The following is an 18,579-nucleotide window of genomic DNA, read 5'->3' as shown; positions in this document are numbered from 1 at the left end:
ATTTGTTTGTCCTCCTTCAATAATTTATCCAGAGAAATTTCAAACATATCACTCATAGTTACTAACGTATTCAAATCTGGATAGTTTTTTTCATTCTCCCAATTTGATATCGTCTGTCTTGTAACATGGAATAATCCGCCGAATTCCTCCTGTGACATTCCTTTTTCCTTTCGAACATTTAATATTGTTTTTCCAATACTCATCGTTATACCTCCTAAGGACATTATCAGTGGAATGTTACAAACAGAAAAGCAAACATTCTTTTACAGTCCGTTATTTTAAACGCAAAGATTCTTTGACAAGGAAATTTTTATTAGTTTATAGCCTTGAGTCCTGTAAATTCCAATCTGTCGACCTATTTTTACTTCATTATACCATTCGTTTATTTCCCTGTCATTGTCTTTCTTACCCATACGAAAAGAGAGCGGAACATCATCGTCCACTCCCTTTCAAATACTCCACATGATTCATTACTTCATACCATATTACAACTAAATGCGAAAAAACCGCACTTACTTGTGATACGGCTCCCCATTGATTATCCGATACGCCCGATACACCTGCTCCAACAGCACCACCCGCATCAGCTGATGGGGGAACGTCATCTTTGAGAAACTCAGCGCAAAGTCAGACCGTTTCAGCACTTCCTTCCCCAAACCGATGGAACCGCCGATGACAAAGGCAATACTGCTCTTCCCCTGGATTCCGAGCGTCTCGACCTTTTCGGCAAACTCCTCGGAGGAGAGCATCTTTCCTGCGATCTCCAGAGTGATCACATACATATCATCCCGGATATATTTCAGGATGCGCTCTCCTTCCTTCGTCCGAATATTCTCCTCCACAGTCCCGCTTGCCTGGTCAGGCGTCTTCTCATCCGCCACCTCGATGATCTCCAGTTTACAGTACTTGTTCAACCGTTTCGTATACTCTGCGATGGCGTCCCGCAGATATTTTTCTTTGATTTTTCCTACTGTGATTAATGTGATCTTCAAAATAAATCTCCTCTCAGATCGTCTCATACATATACAGCTCGTGCAGTGCCCTCGTAGCACAGATATATTCTGCCTGTTCTTTCAGCGGATTTCCTTCTTTTCCTTTCACCGCAAATACCTGATCGAATTCCAGTCCCTTTGCCAGATAAAATGTAGTCACAGTAAGCCCTTTCTTAAACGCCGAGCTGTCCCTGTCCACATAAGCTGCATCCACACCCATATTCAGCAGAAGACGGTAAATGTCATAAGCCTCCTCTTCCGTCATGGTGATCACTGCGGCGGTCTCAAAGCCGTCTGCTCCCAGATTCAGATGAGCGCGGATTGCCTCAAGCATCGCATCTTCTGTGGAAAATGCCTGCTCAACCACTTCTTTTCCATGCCGCTCCAGAAGTTCAAGCCCTGTTACACCGCTGATTTTCTCTGCGTACTTCGCGATCTCGTAAGTATTCCGGTAGCTCTTGTTCATCACAATTTTCCGGATGTTCTTTCCGAAAATCTTCGGAAGGAATGTAAGCACATCCTGCTGTTCGCTGTCCAGTGTCTGCGCCCGGTCCCCGAGGATTGTCATGCGGCAGTCAAAGAGAGTCTGAAGTACCAGATACTGGATATAAGAATAATCCTGCATCTCATCGATCACCAGATGCTTGATATTCTTGTTACGGCTGCGTCCGGTCAGGCGGTATTTCAGATAAAGCATGGGGAACACATCCTCATACTGAAGCTTTCTGCGCTCATAGGGAACTTCCGGAAGCGGCTCATACCCATATTCTTCCAGGAAACGGCTGTAGATCTCATAGATGTCTTTTGTAGTGTACATCGCATCAAACTTTTTCTGCAGCACTTCCCGGTCTTCATCAGAAATGTCTTTTCCCCGCAGCGTCTCATACTCATCGATGAAATACTCCATCACCGCATCCATTCTTGCAAGGAGCGGCGTTCCAGGAAATTTGAAGTAAAACAGGCGGATCAGTTCCTCCTCGGAGAGCTTCATCCCATGGAAACTGATCTCCCGAAAATCCATCAGGCTGTCCTCGGAAACCGCCAGGAATCCCTCGATCAGTCCTGCAAAATCTGCCGACTGTTTCATCTGGAACTGCTCACGCATCTCAGGATCCGGAAATTTCATCATCCTCTCCAGATGGTCGTAACGGTCCTCGCAGTCAGCGACAACGGTTTTCAGTTCCCGGTACGCAAAGAGATCAAAACTCATCTCCTGAATATTTTCCTCCCCCAGCTCCGGCAGGATATGGGAGATATAATCCGCAAACACACTGTTCGGAGAAAGGATCAGCACATTGGATGATTTCAGGTTTGCCCGGTCGTGATAGAGAAGGTATGCGATCCGGTGCAGGGCGATGGATGTTTTCCCGCTTCCCGCAGCCCCCTGGATAACGAGAATCTTATCCTTCGTGTTGCGGATAATGGCATTCTGCTCTTTCTGGATCGTCCGCACAATGTTTTTCAGGCGGACGTCGCCGTTATTCCCCAGTTCCTGCTTGAGGATCTCGTCATCAATCTTCGTATCGCTCTCAAAGGCATAGACCATCTTTCCGTCCCGGATCTTGTACTGCCATTTGGAGCAGATCTCTCCTTCAATCTGTCCCGCAGGAGCCTCATAGGAAGCAGGGCCCTTATCATAGTCATAGAACAGTCCGCTCACCGGCGCCCTCCAGTCATAGATCAGAGGCGTCATCCCCGCCCGCTCCGCGAAATTCCCGATGCCGATATAAAACGGTTCCGCCTCATCCTCCCCGTCAAAACAGAAATCTACCCTGCCAAAGAACGGGGAATCCAGCATTTTCTCAAACCGGTGTTTCAGCGCAAGCTGATCCTGGTTGGCATTCACCTGATGCAGGAGCGCCTGTTGGTTATCATAGTCCTCGTAGCCGTACTGATCCATCTCCGTATAGTTTTCCCAGTAGTACTCCTGCATGTTTGCAATTTCCTTTGCACCTTCATCCAGTGTATTGTTGATGTCTTCAAGACGCTTCTTCAGTTTTGTCTCTACATTTTCAAGGAATTTTTTTCCTCCCGGATCTGCCGGAGTATCTGTTTCGTTTTCTCTTACTTCTGTATTTATTTTTTCTGTCATCGTTTCTTACTCCCCAAAAATCAATCTATTGTCTGCAATTCTAAATCTTTCTGCTGTTTCTTGTTTGTCTGCTGCTTCTTGTTGGTCTGTAATTTCACATCTGCCGGAAGCAGCCAGGTCACAGTATATAACAGTATACCATGATTTTCCGGTCCGCGAAAGCCCTGCCGAATGTTCAAAGCATACAGGCAGAACAAACCGTTCACGGCATACCATGTATTTTTCGAAAAAAGATCACAGTTTAGTCATACTTTTTCATTAAAATATCAGGTGTTATAACAGTATATATGAAATGAGGGTTGATTGCAATGAAAAAGGAAAACAGAAAAATGGCACAGGAGCGCCGGGCAAAAGAGAGAAGAAAACGGGAGTTCCGCAGGAAATTAAGCAAGATCCTGGCAGTGGTAATTCCTCTGCTTGTCGTTGTTATTATTGTTGTGGCGATCATCGTCTATAACAACTCGCAGTCCGGCAGCGGCGACACTTCCGGAAATGGCACAACCACAGAAAGCAATACCGGAGCAGACGATACGTCAGGCACAGACGATTCTTCTGACGGATCATCCGCAGACAGCACAGATAACAGCAGTACAGCATATTCCACTGACACCTCCCTCACTGTCGAGGACGGCGACACGGTCAATATCGATTATGTCGGTACCGTGGACGGCGTGGAATTTGACGGCGGCAGTACCAACGGCGCAGGTACAGATCTGGTAATCGGTTCCGGAAGCTACATCGATGATTTTGAAGAGCAGCTTATCGGCGCCCACCCGGGAGATACCGTTGAGGTAAACGTCACCTTCCCGGACGATTACACAGCAGATCTTGCCGGACAGGACGCGGTATTTACGGTTACGATCAACGGTATTTACGAATAAAATATATATGCCCTGATGTCGATCCTATATGGGACCGCTATCAGGGCTTTTCGTTTTGTAATATTACCGCGTTTTTCTTTTCAGGAGATTCAGGGCGTCTTTCTCCTCCCGGCTCACCCGGTAGGATTCCCGGATCTTCTGAATCGATTTATTATGGGTAAAATCATCCATTCTATCATTTTCCAGAAATATTCCGGTCTTTTCCGGGAACTTTACATAGCACACGGACACAGCCCATGCGACGCCCATCTTCACATAATAACCATCGTGCCGGATACGGTTACAGTAATCCAGAATGCGGTCAATGTGCTCCTCATCGATAAAATGGGACATCATCGCCACAATCATAAACCGGAGATCGTATTCCTTATCACTGTCCCGGTATTTCTCCAGGTAGGCGAACCAGTAATCGGGATCTTCGGGCATGAACTTACAGCTTGTGACACAGGTGTCGCAGATCGCCCAGTTGCGGATCAGCGGCACAAATCTGTCAAGCCGGATACTGCGCTGCTCCCGGTCCATCTTAAGGCATGAAATTACCAGTCCGTAAAGTGTAATCTCTTCATGCAGCGACTCTGCGTTCAGCGACTTCTCCGCATCATCCAGATAAGCTGTCCCAAACCTCTTCGCAGTCTCCCGAGCCAGTTTCCGGAGCGCTGGGAGACGTACTCCCAGGATCCGTTCCTCTCCCGGCACAATATTCCTGTTAAAACTTTTGTAATCTTCCTCTGCAAGCCCGTAGAGGTGCTCGCGGATCTCTTCTGTTATCCTTCTCATAAAGTGTGATGTGGTTTATTTCTCTTTATTTTTCAGGTACTCGTCGATTCCCTTTGCACCTGCTTTTCCTGCGCCCATGGCAAGGATAACCGTAGCCGCGCCTGTCACAGCGTCTCCACCGGCGAATACGCCCTCTTTCGAGGTCTGTCCGTTCTCTTCATCAGCAACGATACATTTTCTGCGGTTCGTCTCCAGTCCCTTTGTAGTGGAGGAGATCAGCGGGTTCGGGGATGTACCGAGGGACATGATAACCGTATCCACTTCGATATCATATTCAGATCCCGGGATCTCAACCGGACGTCTTCTTCCGGAAGCATCCGGCTCGCCAAGCTCCATCTTGATCACTGTGACGCTTGTGATATTTCCATTCTCATCCACGTTGATCTTCTTCGGATTCCGGAGCAGATCAAAGACAACGCCTTCTTCCTTCGCATGGTGAACCTCTTCCACACGGGCAGGAAGTTCCGCCTCGCTTCTTCTGTAGATAATATGTACGTCAGCGCCAAGACGCAGTGCTGTTCTCGCCGCATCCATTGCCACGTTTCCACCGCCTACGACAGCAACTTTCTTTCCGGCAGCAATCGGAGTATCGTAAGAATCATCGAACGCTTTCATCAGGTTGCTTCTTGTCAGGTACTCGTTTGCGGAGAACACTTCGTTCGCATTCTCTCCCGGGATTCCCATGAACATCGGTAGACCTGCACCGGAACCGATGAACACAGCCTCGAATCCTTCCTCTTCCATAAGCTGGTCAATGGTCGTAGACTTTCCGATTACCACGTTGGTCTCGAACTTCACGCCCAGTTCTTTTACTTTTTCGATCTCTTTTGCCACGACTTTCTGTTTCGGAAGACGGAACTCAGGAATACCGTATACAAGAACGCCGCCCAGCTCGTGGAGAGCCTCAAATACTGTGACATCATATCCCATCTTTGCCAGGTCTCCCGCACATGTCAGGCCGGACGGACCGGAACCGATGACAGCTACCTTGTGTCCGTTCTTTGTCTCAGACACTTCCGGTTTGATATCATGCTCAAGAGCATAATCCGCAACAAATCTCTCCAGCTTTCCGATAGATACCGGCTCGCCCTTGATTCCGCGGATACATTTGCCCTCGCACTGGGACTCCTGCGGGCAGACACGGCCGCAGATTGCCGGGAGCGCACTTGATTTTCCAATTACTTTATAGGCTTCCTCGATATTTCCTTCTTTCACCTGATGGATGAAAGCCGGAATATCGATGGAAACCGGGCATCCCTGCACACATTTTGCGTTTTTGCAGTTCAGACATCTGGTCGCTTCATCCATAGCCTCTTCCAGATTATATCCAAGACAAACTTCGTCGAAATTTGTCGCACGTACTTTCGGATCCTGTTCTCTTACAGGAACTTTCTTTAACATATCTGCCATTATTCGTCACCTCCACAATGTCCGCATCCGCCGTGATGTGTATCGCCCTCCTGGAGTTTAAGCATTGCGCGTCCCTCCTGGGTCTTGTACATCTGGCTTCTCTTCATTGCCTGGTCAAAATCTACCAGGTGTCCGTCAAACTCCGGACCGTCAACACATGCAAACTTGATCTCATCTCCGACCTGGAGACGGCATGCGCCGCACATTCCGGTTCCGTCCACCATGATGGGGTTCATACTGACAACAGTGGGGATCTCAAGTTTCTTTGTCAGAAGGCAGACGAACTTCATCATAATCATTGGTCCAATCGCGATGCAGACATCATATTTCTTTCCTTCATTTACAAGCTCCTCAATCATGCTTGTAACCATTCCTGCGTGTCCGTAGGAACCGTCGTCTGTACACGGATAGTAATTTCCGGACACGGCTTTCATCTCATCCTCAAGAATCAGCATGTCTTTCGTCTTGGCTCCGACGATCACATCCGCCGCAACACCTCTCTTGTGAAGCCATTTTGCCTGCGGATAAACCGGAGCTGCTCCCACGCCTCCGGCAACGAAAAGGATCTTCTTGTTTTTCAGTGTCTCAGGATCCTCATGGACAAGCTCGGAAGGACATCCAAGAGGTCCGACGAAATCGCGGAAGCTGTCTCCTTCCCTGAGCTCTCCCATCTTTGTTGTGGAAGCGCCGACTTCCTGAACAACAATCGTAATCGTTCCTGCCTCTCTGTCGTAATCGCAGATTGTCAGCGGAATACGCTCGCCTTTCTCGTCAATTTTCACGATAACAAACTGACCGGGCTGACAGTGACTTGCGACACGCGGCGCATGTACATCCATCAGAAAAATTCTGTCCGCCAGTTTTTCTGCTTTTAATATCTTATACATGTTTCTCCTCCTTGTAAAAAATCGCCCTTTTTTTATAATACGCCATAAACAGGACATTGGCAAGCACTGATTGTGCTCTTTTGCACTTTCTGCCTGACCGCAGAACGGGCAGGCACCTTAATCAGTGTCTGCCCGTTACTGTTATTTTAAGATATCCTTCAAAGAGCGTTTTTCGTTTCGAAATATTCCTCCCGGAAATCCGTCTCTTAGAAGTCTACCTCTGTTCCGTAATATGTACATGTGAGAAGTTTCTCCATCGTTGCCGGATCGATCGGACGCGGGTTGGAACCTGTACATGCATCACCGACTGCAAGTTCAGCGATCTCCGGAAGTTTCTCCTTGAACTCCTCCTCGTTTACGCCGAAGTCCTTCAGTGTCTTCGGAATGTTCATCTTTGCGTTGAACTCGTTGATCTTCTCTCTTAAGCTGTTGATCAGAGCCTGCTCGGATGTTCCCGGAAGTCCCATTCTGCGTGCGATCTCTGCATATCTGGAAGCAGCTACCGGATCTTTTGCGTTATACTGAATTACATAAGGAAGATAAATTGCGTTTGCGCATCCGTGCGGAATATGTCCTGTGGAGAACGCGGCGCCTGTCTTGTGAGCCATGGAGTGAACGATACCGAGCAGTGCGTTGGAGAATGCCATACCTGCAAGGCACTGTGCGTAGTGCATCTGCTCTCTTGCCTCCATGTTGCAGTCATAAGATGCCGGAAGGTAATCCAGTACCATCTCGATTGCCTGCAGTGCAAGGGGATCTGTAAACGGTCCGTGGAGTGTGGATACATATGCCTCAATCGCATGTGTCAGTGCATCCATTCCTGTGTAAGCGACCTGTTTTACCGGAAGTCCCGATACAAGATCCGGATCGACGATTGCAACATCCGGAGTAATGTTGAAGTCAGCAAGCGGATATTTTACACCTGTCTGATAGTTGGTGATAACGGAGAAAGCTGTTACCTCTGTTGCTGTACCGGATGTGGACGGAATTGCAGCGAATTTTGCTTTCTGTCTCAGTTCCGGGAAGCTGAACGGTGTGATAAGATCCTCAAATGTGATATCCGGATACTCGTAGAATGCCCACATAGCCTTTGCAGCATCGATCGGTGATCCGCCGCCCATGGCAACGATCCAGTCCGGCTCGAAAGCACGCATAGCCTCTGCACCCTTCATAACGGTCTCAACAGACGGATCCGGCTCAACCCCTTCAAAAACCTGTACTTCCATGCCGGCTTCTTTCAGGTAGTTCTCAGCCTTTGCAAGGAAGCCCTGACGTTTCATGGAACCTCCGCCAACAACGAGAATGGCTTTTTTACCCTTCAGGTTTTTCAGTTCCTCCAGGCTTCCTTTTCCATGATAAATGTCCCTTGGTAAACAAAATCTGCTCATCTCAAGCATCTCCTTTATGTATATTGTTATTTTTTTAACGCTTATATTATAGCTCTATATATACAAGAAAGCAACCCTGATTGTGTTAAAATCTGATAAAATTTTAACGCAGACAGGGCTGCTCTGAAAACCGGCGGAAAACGCCTTTTTATCTTCTTTAATCTATTCTGGAAATATAATTTCTCGTCGTAACTGCGGTTGCTTTTCCATTGTTATTATTAATCAGAACTGCGCTGAATATGATCTGCTGGTTCTGGGGCATATCGACAGGTCCGGTGTACTGTGTGGAATCCGCAGTCGGCGTACTTCCGTCTGTCGTATAATATGCGGTATACCCTTCCGGAACAGTAATCGTAATCTGGGTCGGCTCCGTATACTGTCCGGTTGCCGGATTCACAGCCGGCGCGTCAACAAGAGGAAATTCAATGGTGTATTTCGCCGTGGACACTACACTGGGAATATCATTTGCATTGACAGCAATCGCCCGGATCTCTGTAGTTTCTTCTTTCTGCAGAAGGATCGGCTCCGTATACTGAGTGCTCGCCGTCGTCGGATCCGTACCGTCTGTAGTGTAGTAAATGGTTCCTCCCGTCTCGGAGGTAATGGACACCTCCTGCACTTCTTCATAAGTCCCGTCCGCCAGACTGAACGTGGGCGCAGCGGAAACATAATCCGCAACAGCATCCAGCACGCCCTGATCATCGCAGGAAGCAAGGAGTACCGAGATCTTCTCCTGCTGCTCTGTGTCCATATAAAAATCAATGACTGCCTGATAGATCGCCGTGTTTGTAGGCTGGCTCTCAAGCGCTGTCAGAAATACATCTTCCGCACCATCCAGATCATCCTGATCCCGGTATATCTCCGAAAGGCCGATGTAAGCTTCCGCTCTCGAACGGTCCTTTACCACGGCACGGTTGAAATATTCCTCCGCCGTCTCGTAATTTCTCTCCTGCAGGGCACGGTAACCGCTCTTCATCACTCCTGTATAGGAGTTTATGTAGGCGACATAGATCACCACAACAATGAGAACAAGAAGGACAAAAAGAGTAATCAGAAGATTCCTTCTCTTTCTCCTGGCTGCTTCCAGCCGCTTTGCCCTCTGCTGCTGCCGCCGCAGTTCCGTATTTCTCCCGGCGTTTCTGGAGCGCCGGGCCTGCTCTCTTCTCTTTTCCCGGAGCCGGTCCATCTCTTCCTGACTCAGCACCCGGGTCGAATTCCCGTTCTGTGTTCCGCTTTTTCTCTGGTACTTTCTGATATCGTCAGTCTGAATCTGCCTTGTCGCCCCCTCGACGGATCCTCTGACTTCTCGTGTAAGGACATCATCCAGAGGATTGTAGTCCGGTACGATCTGTACTTCCGCGCCACATTCGGGACAAATCATCTGGTCATCCGGAATATTTGCTCCGCAGCGTGTACATCTCATAGCGTATCCTCCCGCCTCCTGACCGTCTCAACACAGTTGTTCATCAGCATGGCAATCGTCATGGGACCGACTCCTCCCGGAACCGGAGTGATCGCCGATGTCTTCGGCGCCACACTGTCAAAATCCACATCTCCGCAGAGGTGGTTGTTCTCGTCCCGGTGCATTCCCACATCGATCACGACAGCCCCTTCTTTTACATAGTCTGCGGTAATGAACTGCTTTTTCCCGATGGCAACAACAAGAATGTCCGCTCTTCGCGTTACTTCTCTGAGATCTTTTGTTCTGGAGTGAGTCACGGTAACTGTTCCGTTCTCACGCAGGAGCAGCGCGGCCATCGGCTTTCCTACGATATTGCTTCTGCCGACAATCACACATTCTTTTCCCTCGATTGCAATGCCGGAACGCTTTAAAAGCTGGATGATCCCCGCCGGCGTGCAGGAGAGGAAGCCTCTCTCTCCGATCCAGAGCCGGCCCACACTGACCGGATGGAATCCGTCCACATCCTTATCCGGGGAAATGGTCCGGATGATCCGGTCTTCATCGATATGCGCAGGAAGGGGAAGCTGAACGAGGATCCCGTTTACTTCCCTGTCCTCATTCAGCCGTTCTACCAGGGCAGTCAGCTCATCTTCTGTCGTCTCTTCCGGCAGCTCATAAGACCGGGATTCGATTCCGATATAGGCGCAGGCTTTCTTTTTATTGTTTACATAGATCGTGGAAGCCGGATCATTTCCGACCTGTACGACTGCAAGACATACGCGGATTCCCGCTTCCTTTAATTTTGCTGTTTCTTCTTTCAACTCGTCTTTGATCTGCTGTGATATCCGTTTTCCGTCGATTAACTGTGGCATTGATTTCTCCTTTAAAACAGTCCTGTGATCTTTCCGTCTTCTGTGACATCGATTCCGTTTGCAGCCGGTACTTTCGGCAGTCCGGGCATGGTCATAATCGCGCCGGTAAGCGCCACCACGAATCCGGCTCCCGCACTCACATACACCTCACGGATATGAATATCGAAATTCTCCGGTCTGCCAAGTTTCTTCGCGTCGTCAGACAGGGAATACTGGTTCTTTGCCATACAGACCGGGAAGGAGGCGAATCCCATTGCCTCAATCTTTGCAATCTGACGCTCTGCAGCCGGCTCATAGACAACGCCCCGGGCACCGTAGATCTCCTTTGCCACTGTCTCGATCTTCTCCTTAATGGAGAGATCATCCGCATAGAGCGGCGCGAAATGGCTCTCTTTGTTTTCCAGAGTATCAAGCACTTTTTCTGCCAGCGCAATACCGCCTTCTCCGCCTTTTGCCCAGACTTCGGAAAGCGCGAACTCGCAGCCTCTCTCCTCACAGAATCTGCGGATAAACTCATTCTCCGCATCCGTATCTGTCACAAATGAGTTGAGGGTGACGATCACAGGAACACCATATTTCTGTATATTTTCTATATGCTTTTCAAGATTGACAATTCCTTTTGCAAGAGCATCCAGATTCTCCTCTGCCAGATCGCTCTTTGCAACTCCTCCATTATACTTCAAAGCACGGACAGTTGCAACAAGAACTACAGCGTCAGGCTTGAGTCCCGCCATCCGGCATTTGATATCGAAGAATTTCTCCGCTCCCAGATCGGCACCGAATCCGGCCTCTGTGATCGTGATATCACTGAGTTTGAGGGCCATCTTTGTGGCACGGACGCTGTTGCATCCATGGGCGATATTGGCAAAAGGCCCGCCGTGTACCAGAGCAGGCGTATGCTCCAGTGTCTGGATAATATTCGGTTTGATGGCATCCTTAAGAAGTGCGGTCATGGCGCCTGTGGCATGGAGATCATCTGCAGTGACCGGCTCTCCGGCGAAGTTATAAGCCACTATGATCCTGCCGAGCCGCTCCTTCAAATCTGCCAGGTTATCTGCCAGACAGAGGATTGCCATGATCTCTGAGGCAACAGTGATCACGAAGTGATCCTCCCTGACCATTCCGTCCGTCTTGTTTCCCAGGCCTACCACAATATTTCTCAGCACCCGGTCATTCATGTCAAGACAGCGTTTCCATACAACCTGGCGCGGATCGATGCCAAGTTCATTTCCCTGCTGGATATGATTGTCCAGCATTGCCGCAAGGAGATTGTTGGCTGATGTAATGGCATGGAAATCTCCGGTGAAATGCAGGTTCAGATCTTCCATGGGAACTACCTGGGCATAGCCGCCACCGGCAGCCCCTCCTTTGATTCCAAAGCAGGGTCCCAGGGAAGGCTCTCTCAGGGCAATCAGTGCCTTTCTGCCGAGCTTTGCCATCGCCTCGCCGAGTCCCACCGTAGTGGTTGTCTTTCCCTCACCTGCAGGAGTGGGATTGATCGCTGTCACAAGGACCAGCTTGCCGTCCTTGTTGTCCTTGATTCTCTCCCAGAGATCATCGGACAGCTTTGCCTTGTACTTTCCGTAAAACTCCAACTCCTCCTCCGGGATTCCGATCTTTGCCGCCACATCCCTGATATGTTCCATTTCTGCTTCCTGTGCGATCTGAATGTCTGTCTTCATCCGTCATTTTCCTCCTTTTATTATCTTCCGTTTATAATCTTCTTTTAATCTTCTATCTATTTTCCTGTTTTCTTCCGTTGTTCTATGAGCCGTTCTCCTCCAGGTATGTATCGAACTCTTCCTTTGTCATCAGTACTTTTCTGGGTTTGGTTCCCTCTTCAGGTCCCACTACCCCGGCTTCCGCCAGCTGATCCATGATCCTTGCAGCCCGGTTGAAACCGATCTTGAACATCCTCTGGAGCATGCCGATGGATGCCTTCTCCTTGTCGATAATCAGTTTTCCCGCCTCGGCAAAATAGGCGTCTCTGTCACTGCCCTCCTCGGCTGCCGGACCTGTTCCCTGAGCGGGAAGGTTCGTGTTCATATGTTCCTCGATCTCCTCGTCGTAGGAGACATTGCCGTTATTGTTGATCAGGTAATCCACCACGCCCTGCACCTCTTCGTCAGAGACAAAGGATCCCTGTACGCGGACCGGCTTCGGATATCCTGACGGATAAAAAAGCATGTCTCCTTTTCCGAGCAGCTTCTCGGCACCGTTCATATCGATGATGGTCCGCGAATCTACGCCTGAAGAAACAGAAAACGCGATTCGTGATGGCATATTCGCCTTGATCAGTCCGGTGATGACATTGACGGAAGGTCTCTGCGTCGCCAGGATCAGATGCAGTCCCGCGGCGCGGGCAAGCTGTGCCAGACGGCAGATTGCCCCTTCCACTTCCCCGGGTGCCACCATCATAAGATCCGCAAGCTCGTCGATAATGATAATGATCTGGGGAAGTTTCTTTTTGATCTCGTCCCCGGTCTCCCCGCGGACGACTTTCTCATTGAATCCCTTCAGGTCACGCACATTATATTCTGCAAAGAGCTTGTAGCGTTTCTCCATCTCAGCCACAGCCCAGTTCAGCGCGCCTGCCGCCTTCTTAGGATCTGTGACAACCGGAATCATCAGGTGCGGGATTCCATTGTAGACACTGAGTTCCACGACCTTGGGATCCACAAGGATCAGTTTGACTTCATCCGGATTTGCCTTATATATGATGCTCATAATCAGTGTGTTGATACACACTGATTTACCCGAACCGGTAGCGCCCGCCACAAGAAGATGTGGCATCTTGCCGATATCCGCAACCACGACCTTTCCGGCAATATCCTTTCCGACGGCAAAGGTGATGGGCGACTTGCTTGCGCGGAACTCTTTGGATTCCAGAAGATCCCGCAGCATGACAGCAGTGTTCTCCTTGTTCGGGACCTCGATTCCCACTGCCGCTTTTCCGGGAATAGGTGCCTCGATTCTCAGATCAGCCACAGCCAGATTCAGCTTGATATCATCGGCAAGTCCCACGATACGGCTCACCTTGACGCCCTGGTCCGGCTGAAGTTCATACCGGGTGACAGACGGTCCGCAGCTCGCATTGGTCACATGTACGCCTACGCCGAAGTTCTGCAGTGTCTGCTCCAGCTTCAGAGCCGTAGCCCGCAGATGGGCATCGGAATCTCCGCCGGATTTCTTTCCCTTCTTCAGAAGCGAGATGGGCGGGAACTGGTATTCCGGTCTGACTGCTTCCTCATGTTCCCGCACGGACTCTGCAACATTCTCCGCCTCAGCTGCCACCTCCGCGGCATCCTGTTTCGATCCGCGGCGTCCTTTCTTAAACGGCTGGACCGTCGCTGCAGCCGCCTGCTCCGGCGCAGATGTGTGCTCCGTCTCGCGGGGCGCCTCCTCACGTGCCGTCTCTGTCTCCGCTCCGCTCTCGCCTTTCGTCTCCGGCTCTTCGGCGCGGTTGATCACAAAATACTCGTCCAGTGACATCTGGGAAGGCTGTGATGCCGGGGAAGACACCGGAACAGCCCCGTCCGGAGTCAGTTCCTGAATCTCCGGGGACTTCCGTCCTCTCTTTCCTCTCCGCCCTTTTGCAGATTCCTCCGGAGCGAGAGTCGTTGCAAATGATACACCGGACACTTTATTGTCCCTGCGTTTCCCGGATCTGCCTCTGTTTCCATCCGCGGCAGTGTCTCCTGCAGTGCCTCCTGCAGCGTTTTCCGCTCTTCGCTGCGCTCTCAGCGCCACTGTCTCCTGATGCTTTTTCCTGGCCTCGTCGTATGCCTTTCTTCCCTGCTTTCCTATCGGCGAGAGCAGAGACCGCTCTGTAATCAGGATCAGGCAGATAACAGAGAGAATCACGAGCACGACATATGTGCCGATCTCTCCGATCAGAGGACAGAGCAGAGTCACTATGCATCCCCCCGCTATGCCTCCGCCGCTTTTTCCTTCCGCGGACATCCGGTAATATGTAAGGACCGGCGTTCCCTGCTCATACTGATTCGTAATCAGTTCCAGAACCGCCGCGATCAGCAGGAACAGGACAATCCCTGCTCCCGTCTTTATATAGGCGTGGGAATTTCCTCTGTTAGAGAGAAGAAACGCCGTCACGCCGAAAAGGACAAACGGCAGAAGATATGCCATCAGTCCGAACAGTCCGAACAGTACGGATGAGACCGCCTCCCCTGCGATTCCACCGAGTCCGAAATTACTCAATACGAGCAGAATACATACCGCCAGTGCGGCAAGAATGAAGATTTCTCCCATAATCTCCGTATTCTGCTGCTGTGCTTTTTTGCTTTTTGGCCTGCTTTTTGTGCTCTTTTTCCGTTTTGTCTGTTTCGCAGCCATCAAATTTCCCCCTTGTTAATTAAACATACTATTTCAATAGTATATCATTATTTGAATTTCCTGTCCAGAGCCCGCCGCTCATCGATCAGCTCCCGGAGCTTGGCAAGCGCCTGGCTGATTCCCCCGACTTCATCGATCAGCCCCTCTTCCACCGCTTCTTTCCCCTCCAGCATGGTTCCCACGTCTTTGACCAGCTGGGTGGAGTCAAGCATCAGCTCAAGAAGACGCTCCTGTGAGATCTTTGAGTGGTCTGCGATAAACCTGGCGATCCTGTCCTGTGTCCTCTCCATGTTCCGGTAGCTCTGAATCACTCCGATGAACATGCCGGTGGAGCGGACCGGATGGACGATCATCGTTCCCGTCGGGACAATAAACGAGTAGTCCGCCGACACGGCCAGCGGGCCGCCGATCGAATGGCTGCCACCGAGAACAAGGGATACCGTCGGTTTGCTCAGAGATGCGATCATCTCCGCGATGGCAAGGCCGGCCTCCACATCTCCGCCCAGGGTGTTGAGAAGAATCAGGATTCCTTCCGTCTCCTCATCCTCCTCCGCCTCCGCAAGCCGCGGCAGCAGGTGTTCGTATTTTGTAGCCTTGGTATTACCCGAAACGGCCTCATGCCCTTCAATCTCTCCGATGATCGTCAGGAGCTGAATTCCCCGTTTTTTTGCTCCGTTCTGCAGAGAAAGAGTTCCCATCTCACGGATTTCTTCATCTTTTCTGTTCCTCTCTTCCTGTACATCTGTATTTTCCCGGTCCGGTTCTTCGCGGTTTTCCTTCTCCATTCATTTTTCCTCCTTGTCAGCAGCTTCTGCTGTCAGCACACTATTTACCGGCAGCATCTTTTCCCTGCTAGTATTTGAACGGAGGCTCTTTTTTATACATGTTCCTTTCCTTTTGTCTTTCATGGATCTGATGTACAGCAGCATGTTTACAGCAGGTTTTCCATGCGCAAAAATGGCATGGATGCAGATTGTATACATCCATACCATTTTCATTAACTCAGTGCCTGTTCCAGATCCGCAATGATATCCTCGATATTCTCGATTCCCAGGCTGAACCGGATCAGATCCGGCTGAACGCCTGCCTCAAGCAGTTCCTGCTCGTTCATCTGACGATGGGTGTGGCTTGCCGGATGAAGCACACAGCTTCTGGCATCGGCAACATGGGTAACGATGGCGATCAGTTTTAACTTGTCCATCATTTCCACGGCTGCCTGTCTTCCGCCCTTCAGGCCGAAGGTGATCACGCCGCAGGTGCCGTTCGGCATATATTTCTGTGCAAGATCATAATATTTGCTGTCCGGAAGGGACGGGCAGTTCACCCATGCCACTTTCTCATGATTTTTCAGATAGGTTGCGGCCTTCACTGCATTCTCACAGTGTCTCGGCATGCGCAGATGAAGCGTCTCCAACCCGATGTTGAGCAGAAATGCATTCTGCGGGGACTGGATGGATCCCAGGTCACGCATAAGCTGCGCGGTAGCCTTTGTAATATAGGCGGCTTTCCCGAAACGCTCCGTATAGACCATGCCGTGATATGTCTCATCCGGCGTTGTCAGTCCCGGGAACTTGTCCGCATGTTCTGTCCAGTCGAAATTGCCGCTGTCCACGATGGCGCCGCCCACACATGCGGCGTGTCCATCCATGTATTTTGTGGTGGAGTGTGTCACAATGTCCGCGCCCCATTCAAAAGGCCGGCAGTTCACCGGTGTCGCAAATGTATTGTCCACAATCAGCGGAACGCCGTGCTCATGGGCTGCCTTCGCGAATTTCTCAATATCCAGGACAACCAGGGCCGGATTGGCAATCGTCTCTCCGAACACCGCTTTCGTATTTTCACGGAAGGCAGCGTTCAGCTCTTCCTCAGAACAGTCCGGATCCACAAATGTGGCATCCACTCCCATCTTTTTGATTGTATGTGCATAAAGATTATATGTACCGCCGTAGAGAGCAGACGCGCATACAATGTGGTCGCCTGCCTGGGCAATGTTCATAACCGCATAGAAGTTTGCCGCCTGGCCGGAAGATGTGAGCATGGCAGCCACACCGCCCTCCAGATCACAGATCTTTGCAGCCACAGCATCGTTGGTCGGGTTCTGCAGTCTGGTGTAGAAGTATCCGGACTCCTCCAGATCAAACAGCCTCCCCATATGCTCGCTGCTTGTGTAACGGAACGTAGTGCTCTGATAGATCGGAAGGATCCTCGGCTCTCCGTCTCCCGGCTGATAGCCGGACTGTACGCATTTTGTTTCAATCCTGTAGTCGCTCATCTGTAAGATCCTCCTTCTTACTCATTCCAGTTGTGGTATACGTCCTGAACGTCGTCGTCCTCCTCGAGAAGATCCAGAGTTTTCTGGATATTTTTAATATCATTCTCGTCGGTCAGTTCTACATAAGTCTGCGGGATCATCGTCACTTCAGCCTCTGCCATCTCAATTCCCGCCTCCTCAAGCTTCAGGCGGACATCGCTGAAAGCCTCCGGCGCCGTGAGGATCTCATAGCTCTCCTCATCCTCCACGAAATCTTCCGCTCCGGCGTCGAGCGCAAGCATCATCAGTTCGTCGGCATCCATGCTGCAGTCTTCCTTCGCCACGAAGATCTGTCCCTTCTCGTCAAACATAAAGGAGACACATCCCGGAGTTCCGACATTTCCGCTTCCCTTTGTAAATGCATTTCTCACATTGGACGCGGTCCTGTTCTTGTTGTCCGTAAGCGTCTTTACGATAATGGCAGTTCCGCCCGGTCCGTATCCTTCATATGTAATATGCTCGTAGTTGTCAGCGGATCCTTCGCCTGCCGCTTTCTTAATATTCCTCTCGATGGTATCGTTGGGCATGTTGTTTGACTTTGCCTTGGCAATCACATCGCGAAGACGGCTGTTATTTGCCGGATCCGGACCGCCGCCCTCTTTTACCGCTACCGCCAGCTCACGGCCGATCTTTGTAAAGATCTTTCCCTTCGCCGCATCATTTTTTTCTTTTTTGTGCTTAATATTTGCAAATTTTGAATGTCCTGACATCTTGCAATTCTCCTCTTTCCTCTTTGTTTTCTATCAGATAAATCACAGTTTCGCTTCAAACTGCATATTATGCCTTACAATTTTATCACTCTTTTTGCGATCTGTAAAGAAATTATGTAGGAAGCTCGAGACTGATCCGGATTGCCTCGTCTACCTTTCTCATCATCCGTGCGTCGATATGGCATACAAATTCTCTCAGCCTCTGCTTGTCAATCGTGCGGATCTGCTCTAGAAGAATCACAGAATTCTTCACGATATTGTAATCCTTTGTGCTGATCTCTATATGGGTCGGAAGCTTCGCCTTGTTCATCTTCGATGTGACCGCCGCACAGATCACCGTGGGACTGTGCCGGTTTCCCACATCATTCTGAATGATAAGCACCGGGCGCACGCCGCCCTGCTCAGACCCTACTACAGGGCTTAAGTTTGCATAATAGATATCTCCGCGTCTGATCACCATCTCATCTACACTCCGATCTCAATTTCGTTTCTGAACTTAAGTAT

The 18,579-nt window shown here is 50.0% G+C and carries 16 protein-coding genes; 1 reads left to right on the top strand and 15 read right to left on the bottom strand.

Features of this window, described 5'->3' with window-relative positions:
- The 3 genes from B5F07_RS05110 to B5F07_RS05100 form a co-directional block, all read right to left on the bottom strand.
- The coding region (locus B5F07_RS05110; protein WP_140397983.1) for a helix-turn-helix domain-containing protein at positions 1 to 203 on the bottom strand (203 nt) is incomplete at its 3' end.
- A 309-nt stretch (positions 204 to 512) separates the two neighbouring features.
- Positions 513 to 992 carry a 23S rRNA (pseudouridine(1915)-N(3))-methyltransferase RlmH gene (gene rlmH / locus B5F07_RS05105; RefSeq protein WP_087160194.1) on the bottom strand — a complete coding sequence of 160 codons (480 nt, stop codon included), beginning with the start codon at positions 990 to 992 and terminating at the stop codon, positions 513 to 515.
- A gap of 13 nt (positions 993 to 1,005) precedes the next feature.
- Complete coding sequence (locus B5F07_RS05100; RefSeq protein ID WP_087160193.1) at positions 1,006 to 3,084, bottom strand: HelD family protein; 2,079 nt, start codon at positions 3,082 to 3,084, stop codon at positions 1,006 to 1,008.
- 308 nt (positions 3,085 to 3,392) lie between these two features.
- Here B5F07_RS05100 and B5F07_RS22985 point away from each other — a divergent pair, with 308 nt between their 5' ends.
- A complete protein-coding gene (locus tag B5F07_RS22985; RefSeq protein WP_242972435.1) occupies positions 3,393 to 3,965 on the top strand; it encodes an FKBP-type peptidyl-prolyl cis-trans isomerase in 573 nt (190 codons plus the stop codon).
- A 63-nt stretch (positions 3,966 to 4,028) separates the two neighbouring features.
- Here the strand turns inward: B5F07_RS22985 and B5F07_RS05090 are convergent, their stop codons facing one another.
- The 12 genes from B5F07_RS05090 to B5F07_RS05030 form a co-directional block, all read right to left on the bottom strand.
- Positions 4,029 to 4,742 carry a DNA alkylation repair protein gene (locus B5F07_RS05090; protein WP_087160192.1) on the bottom strand — a complete coding sequence of 238 codons (714 nt, stop codon included), beginning with the start codon at positions 4,740 to 4,742 and terminating at the stop codon, positions 4,029 to 4,031.
- Positions 4,743 to 4,757: 15 nt separating this feature from the next.
- Positions 4,758 to 6,152 (bottom strand): NADPH-dependent glutamate synthase, encoded by a 1,395-nt coding sequence (gltA, locus tag B5F07_RS05085; RefSeq protein ID WP_087160191.1) that lies wholly within the window; start codon positions 6,150 to 6,152, stop codon positions 4,758 to 4,760.
- Positions 6,152 to 7,039 carry a sulfide/dihydroorotate dehydrogenase-like FAD/NAD-binding protein gene (locus B5F07_RS05080; RefSeq protein WP_087160190.1) on the bottom strand — a complete coding sequence of 296 codons (888 nt, stop codon included), beginning with the start codon at positions 7,037 to 7,039 and terminating at the stop codon, positions 6,152 to 6,154. The genes gltA and B5F07_RS05080 overlap by 1 nt, the downstream gene beginning before the upstream one ends.
- A 206-nt stretch (positions 7,040 to 7,245) precedes the next feature.
- The gene (locus tag B5F07_RS05075) at positions 7,246 to 8,427 is read right to left on the bottom strand and encodes an iron-containing alcohol dehydrogenase (RefSeq protein WP_087160189.1); all 1,182 of its coding nucleotides are present in this window, start codon (positions 8,425 to 8,427) and stop codon (positions 7,246 to 7,248) included.
- 157 nt (positions 8,428 to 8,584) lie between these two features.
- A complete protein-coding gene (locus tag B5F07_RS05070; RefSeq protein WP_087160188.1) occupies positions 8,585 to 9,850 on the bottom strand; it encodes a chitobiase/beta-hexosaminidase C-terminal domain-containing protein in 1,266 nt (421 codons plus the stop codon).
- Positions 9,847 to 10,701 (bottom strand): bifunctional methylenetetrahydrofolate dehydrogenase/methenyltetrahydrofolate cyclohydrolase FolD, encoded by an 855-nt coding sequence (gene folD / locus B5F07_RS05065; RefSeq protein ID WP_087160187.1) that lies wholly within the window; start codon positions 10,699 to 10,701, stop codon positions 9,847 to 9,849. Before folD ends, B5F07_RS05070 begins: the two co-directional genes overlap by 4 nt.
- Before the next feature lie 11 nt (positions 10,702 to 10,712).
- Positions 10,713 to 12,383: a formate--tetrahydrofolate ligase gene (locus tag B5F07_RS05060; RefSeq protein WP_087160186.1), complete on the bottom strand. Its 1,671-nt coding sequence runs from the start codon at positions 12,381 to 12,383 to the stop codon at positions 10,713 to 10,715.
- 82 nt (positions 12,384 to 12,465) lie between these two features.
- Positions 12,466 to 15,054 (bottom strand): FtsK/SpoIIIE family DNA translocase, encoded by a 2,589-nt coding sequence (locus B5F07_RS05055; RefSeq protein ID WP_087160185.1) that lies wholly within the window; start codon positions 15,052 to 15,054, stop codon positions 12,466 to 12,468.
- 47 nt (positions 15,055 to 15,101) lie between these two features.
- Positions 15,102 to 15,752, bottom strand: coding sequence for a ClpP family protease (locus tag B5F07_RS05050; protein WP_442911409.1), 651 nt, complete (start codon positions 15,750 to 15,752; stop codon positions 15,102 to 15,104).
- Between the two features lie 299 nt (positions 15,753 to 16,051).
- The gene (locus tag B5F07_RS05040; RefSeq protein WP_087160182.1) at positions 16,052 to 17,326 is read right to left on the bottom strand and encodes an O-acetylhomoserine aminocarboxypropyltransferase/cysteine synthase family protein; all 1,275 of its coding nucleotides are present in this window, start codon (positions 17,324 to 17,326) and stop codon (positions 16,052 to 16,054) included.
- A gap of 17 nt (positions 17,327 to 17,343) precedes the next feature.
- A complete protein-coding gene (locus tag B5F07_RS05035; RefSeq protein WP_087160181.1) occupies positions 17,344 to 18,075 on the bottom strand; it encodes a YebC/PmpR family DNA-binding transcriptional regulator in 732 nt (243 codons plus the stop codon).
- Positions 18,076 to 18,187: 112 nt separating this feature from the next.
- A complete protein-coding gene (locus B5F07_RS05030; protein ID WP_087160180.1) occupies positions 18,188 to 18,535 on the bottom strand; it encodes a type II toxin-antitoxin system PemK/MazF family toxin in 348 nt (115 codons plus the stop codon).
- Positions 18,536 to 18,579 lie beyond the last annotated feature (44 nt).

This window comes from Lachnoclostridium sp. An169 (assembly GCF_002160525.1).
GTDB lineage: Bacteria > Bacillota > Clostridia > Lachnospirales > Lachnospiraceae > Mediterraneibacter > Mediterraneibacter cottocaccae.
The sequence above is the reverse complement of the archived record's forward strand: the minus strand, read 5'-3'. Positions and strand labels throughout refer to the sequence as shown.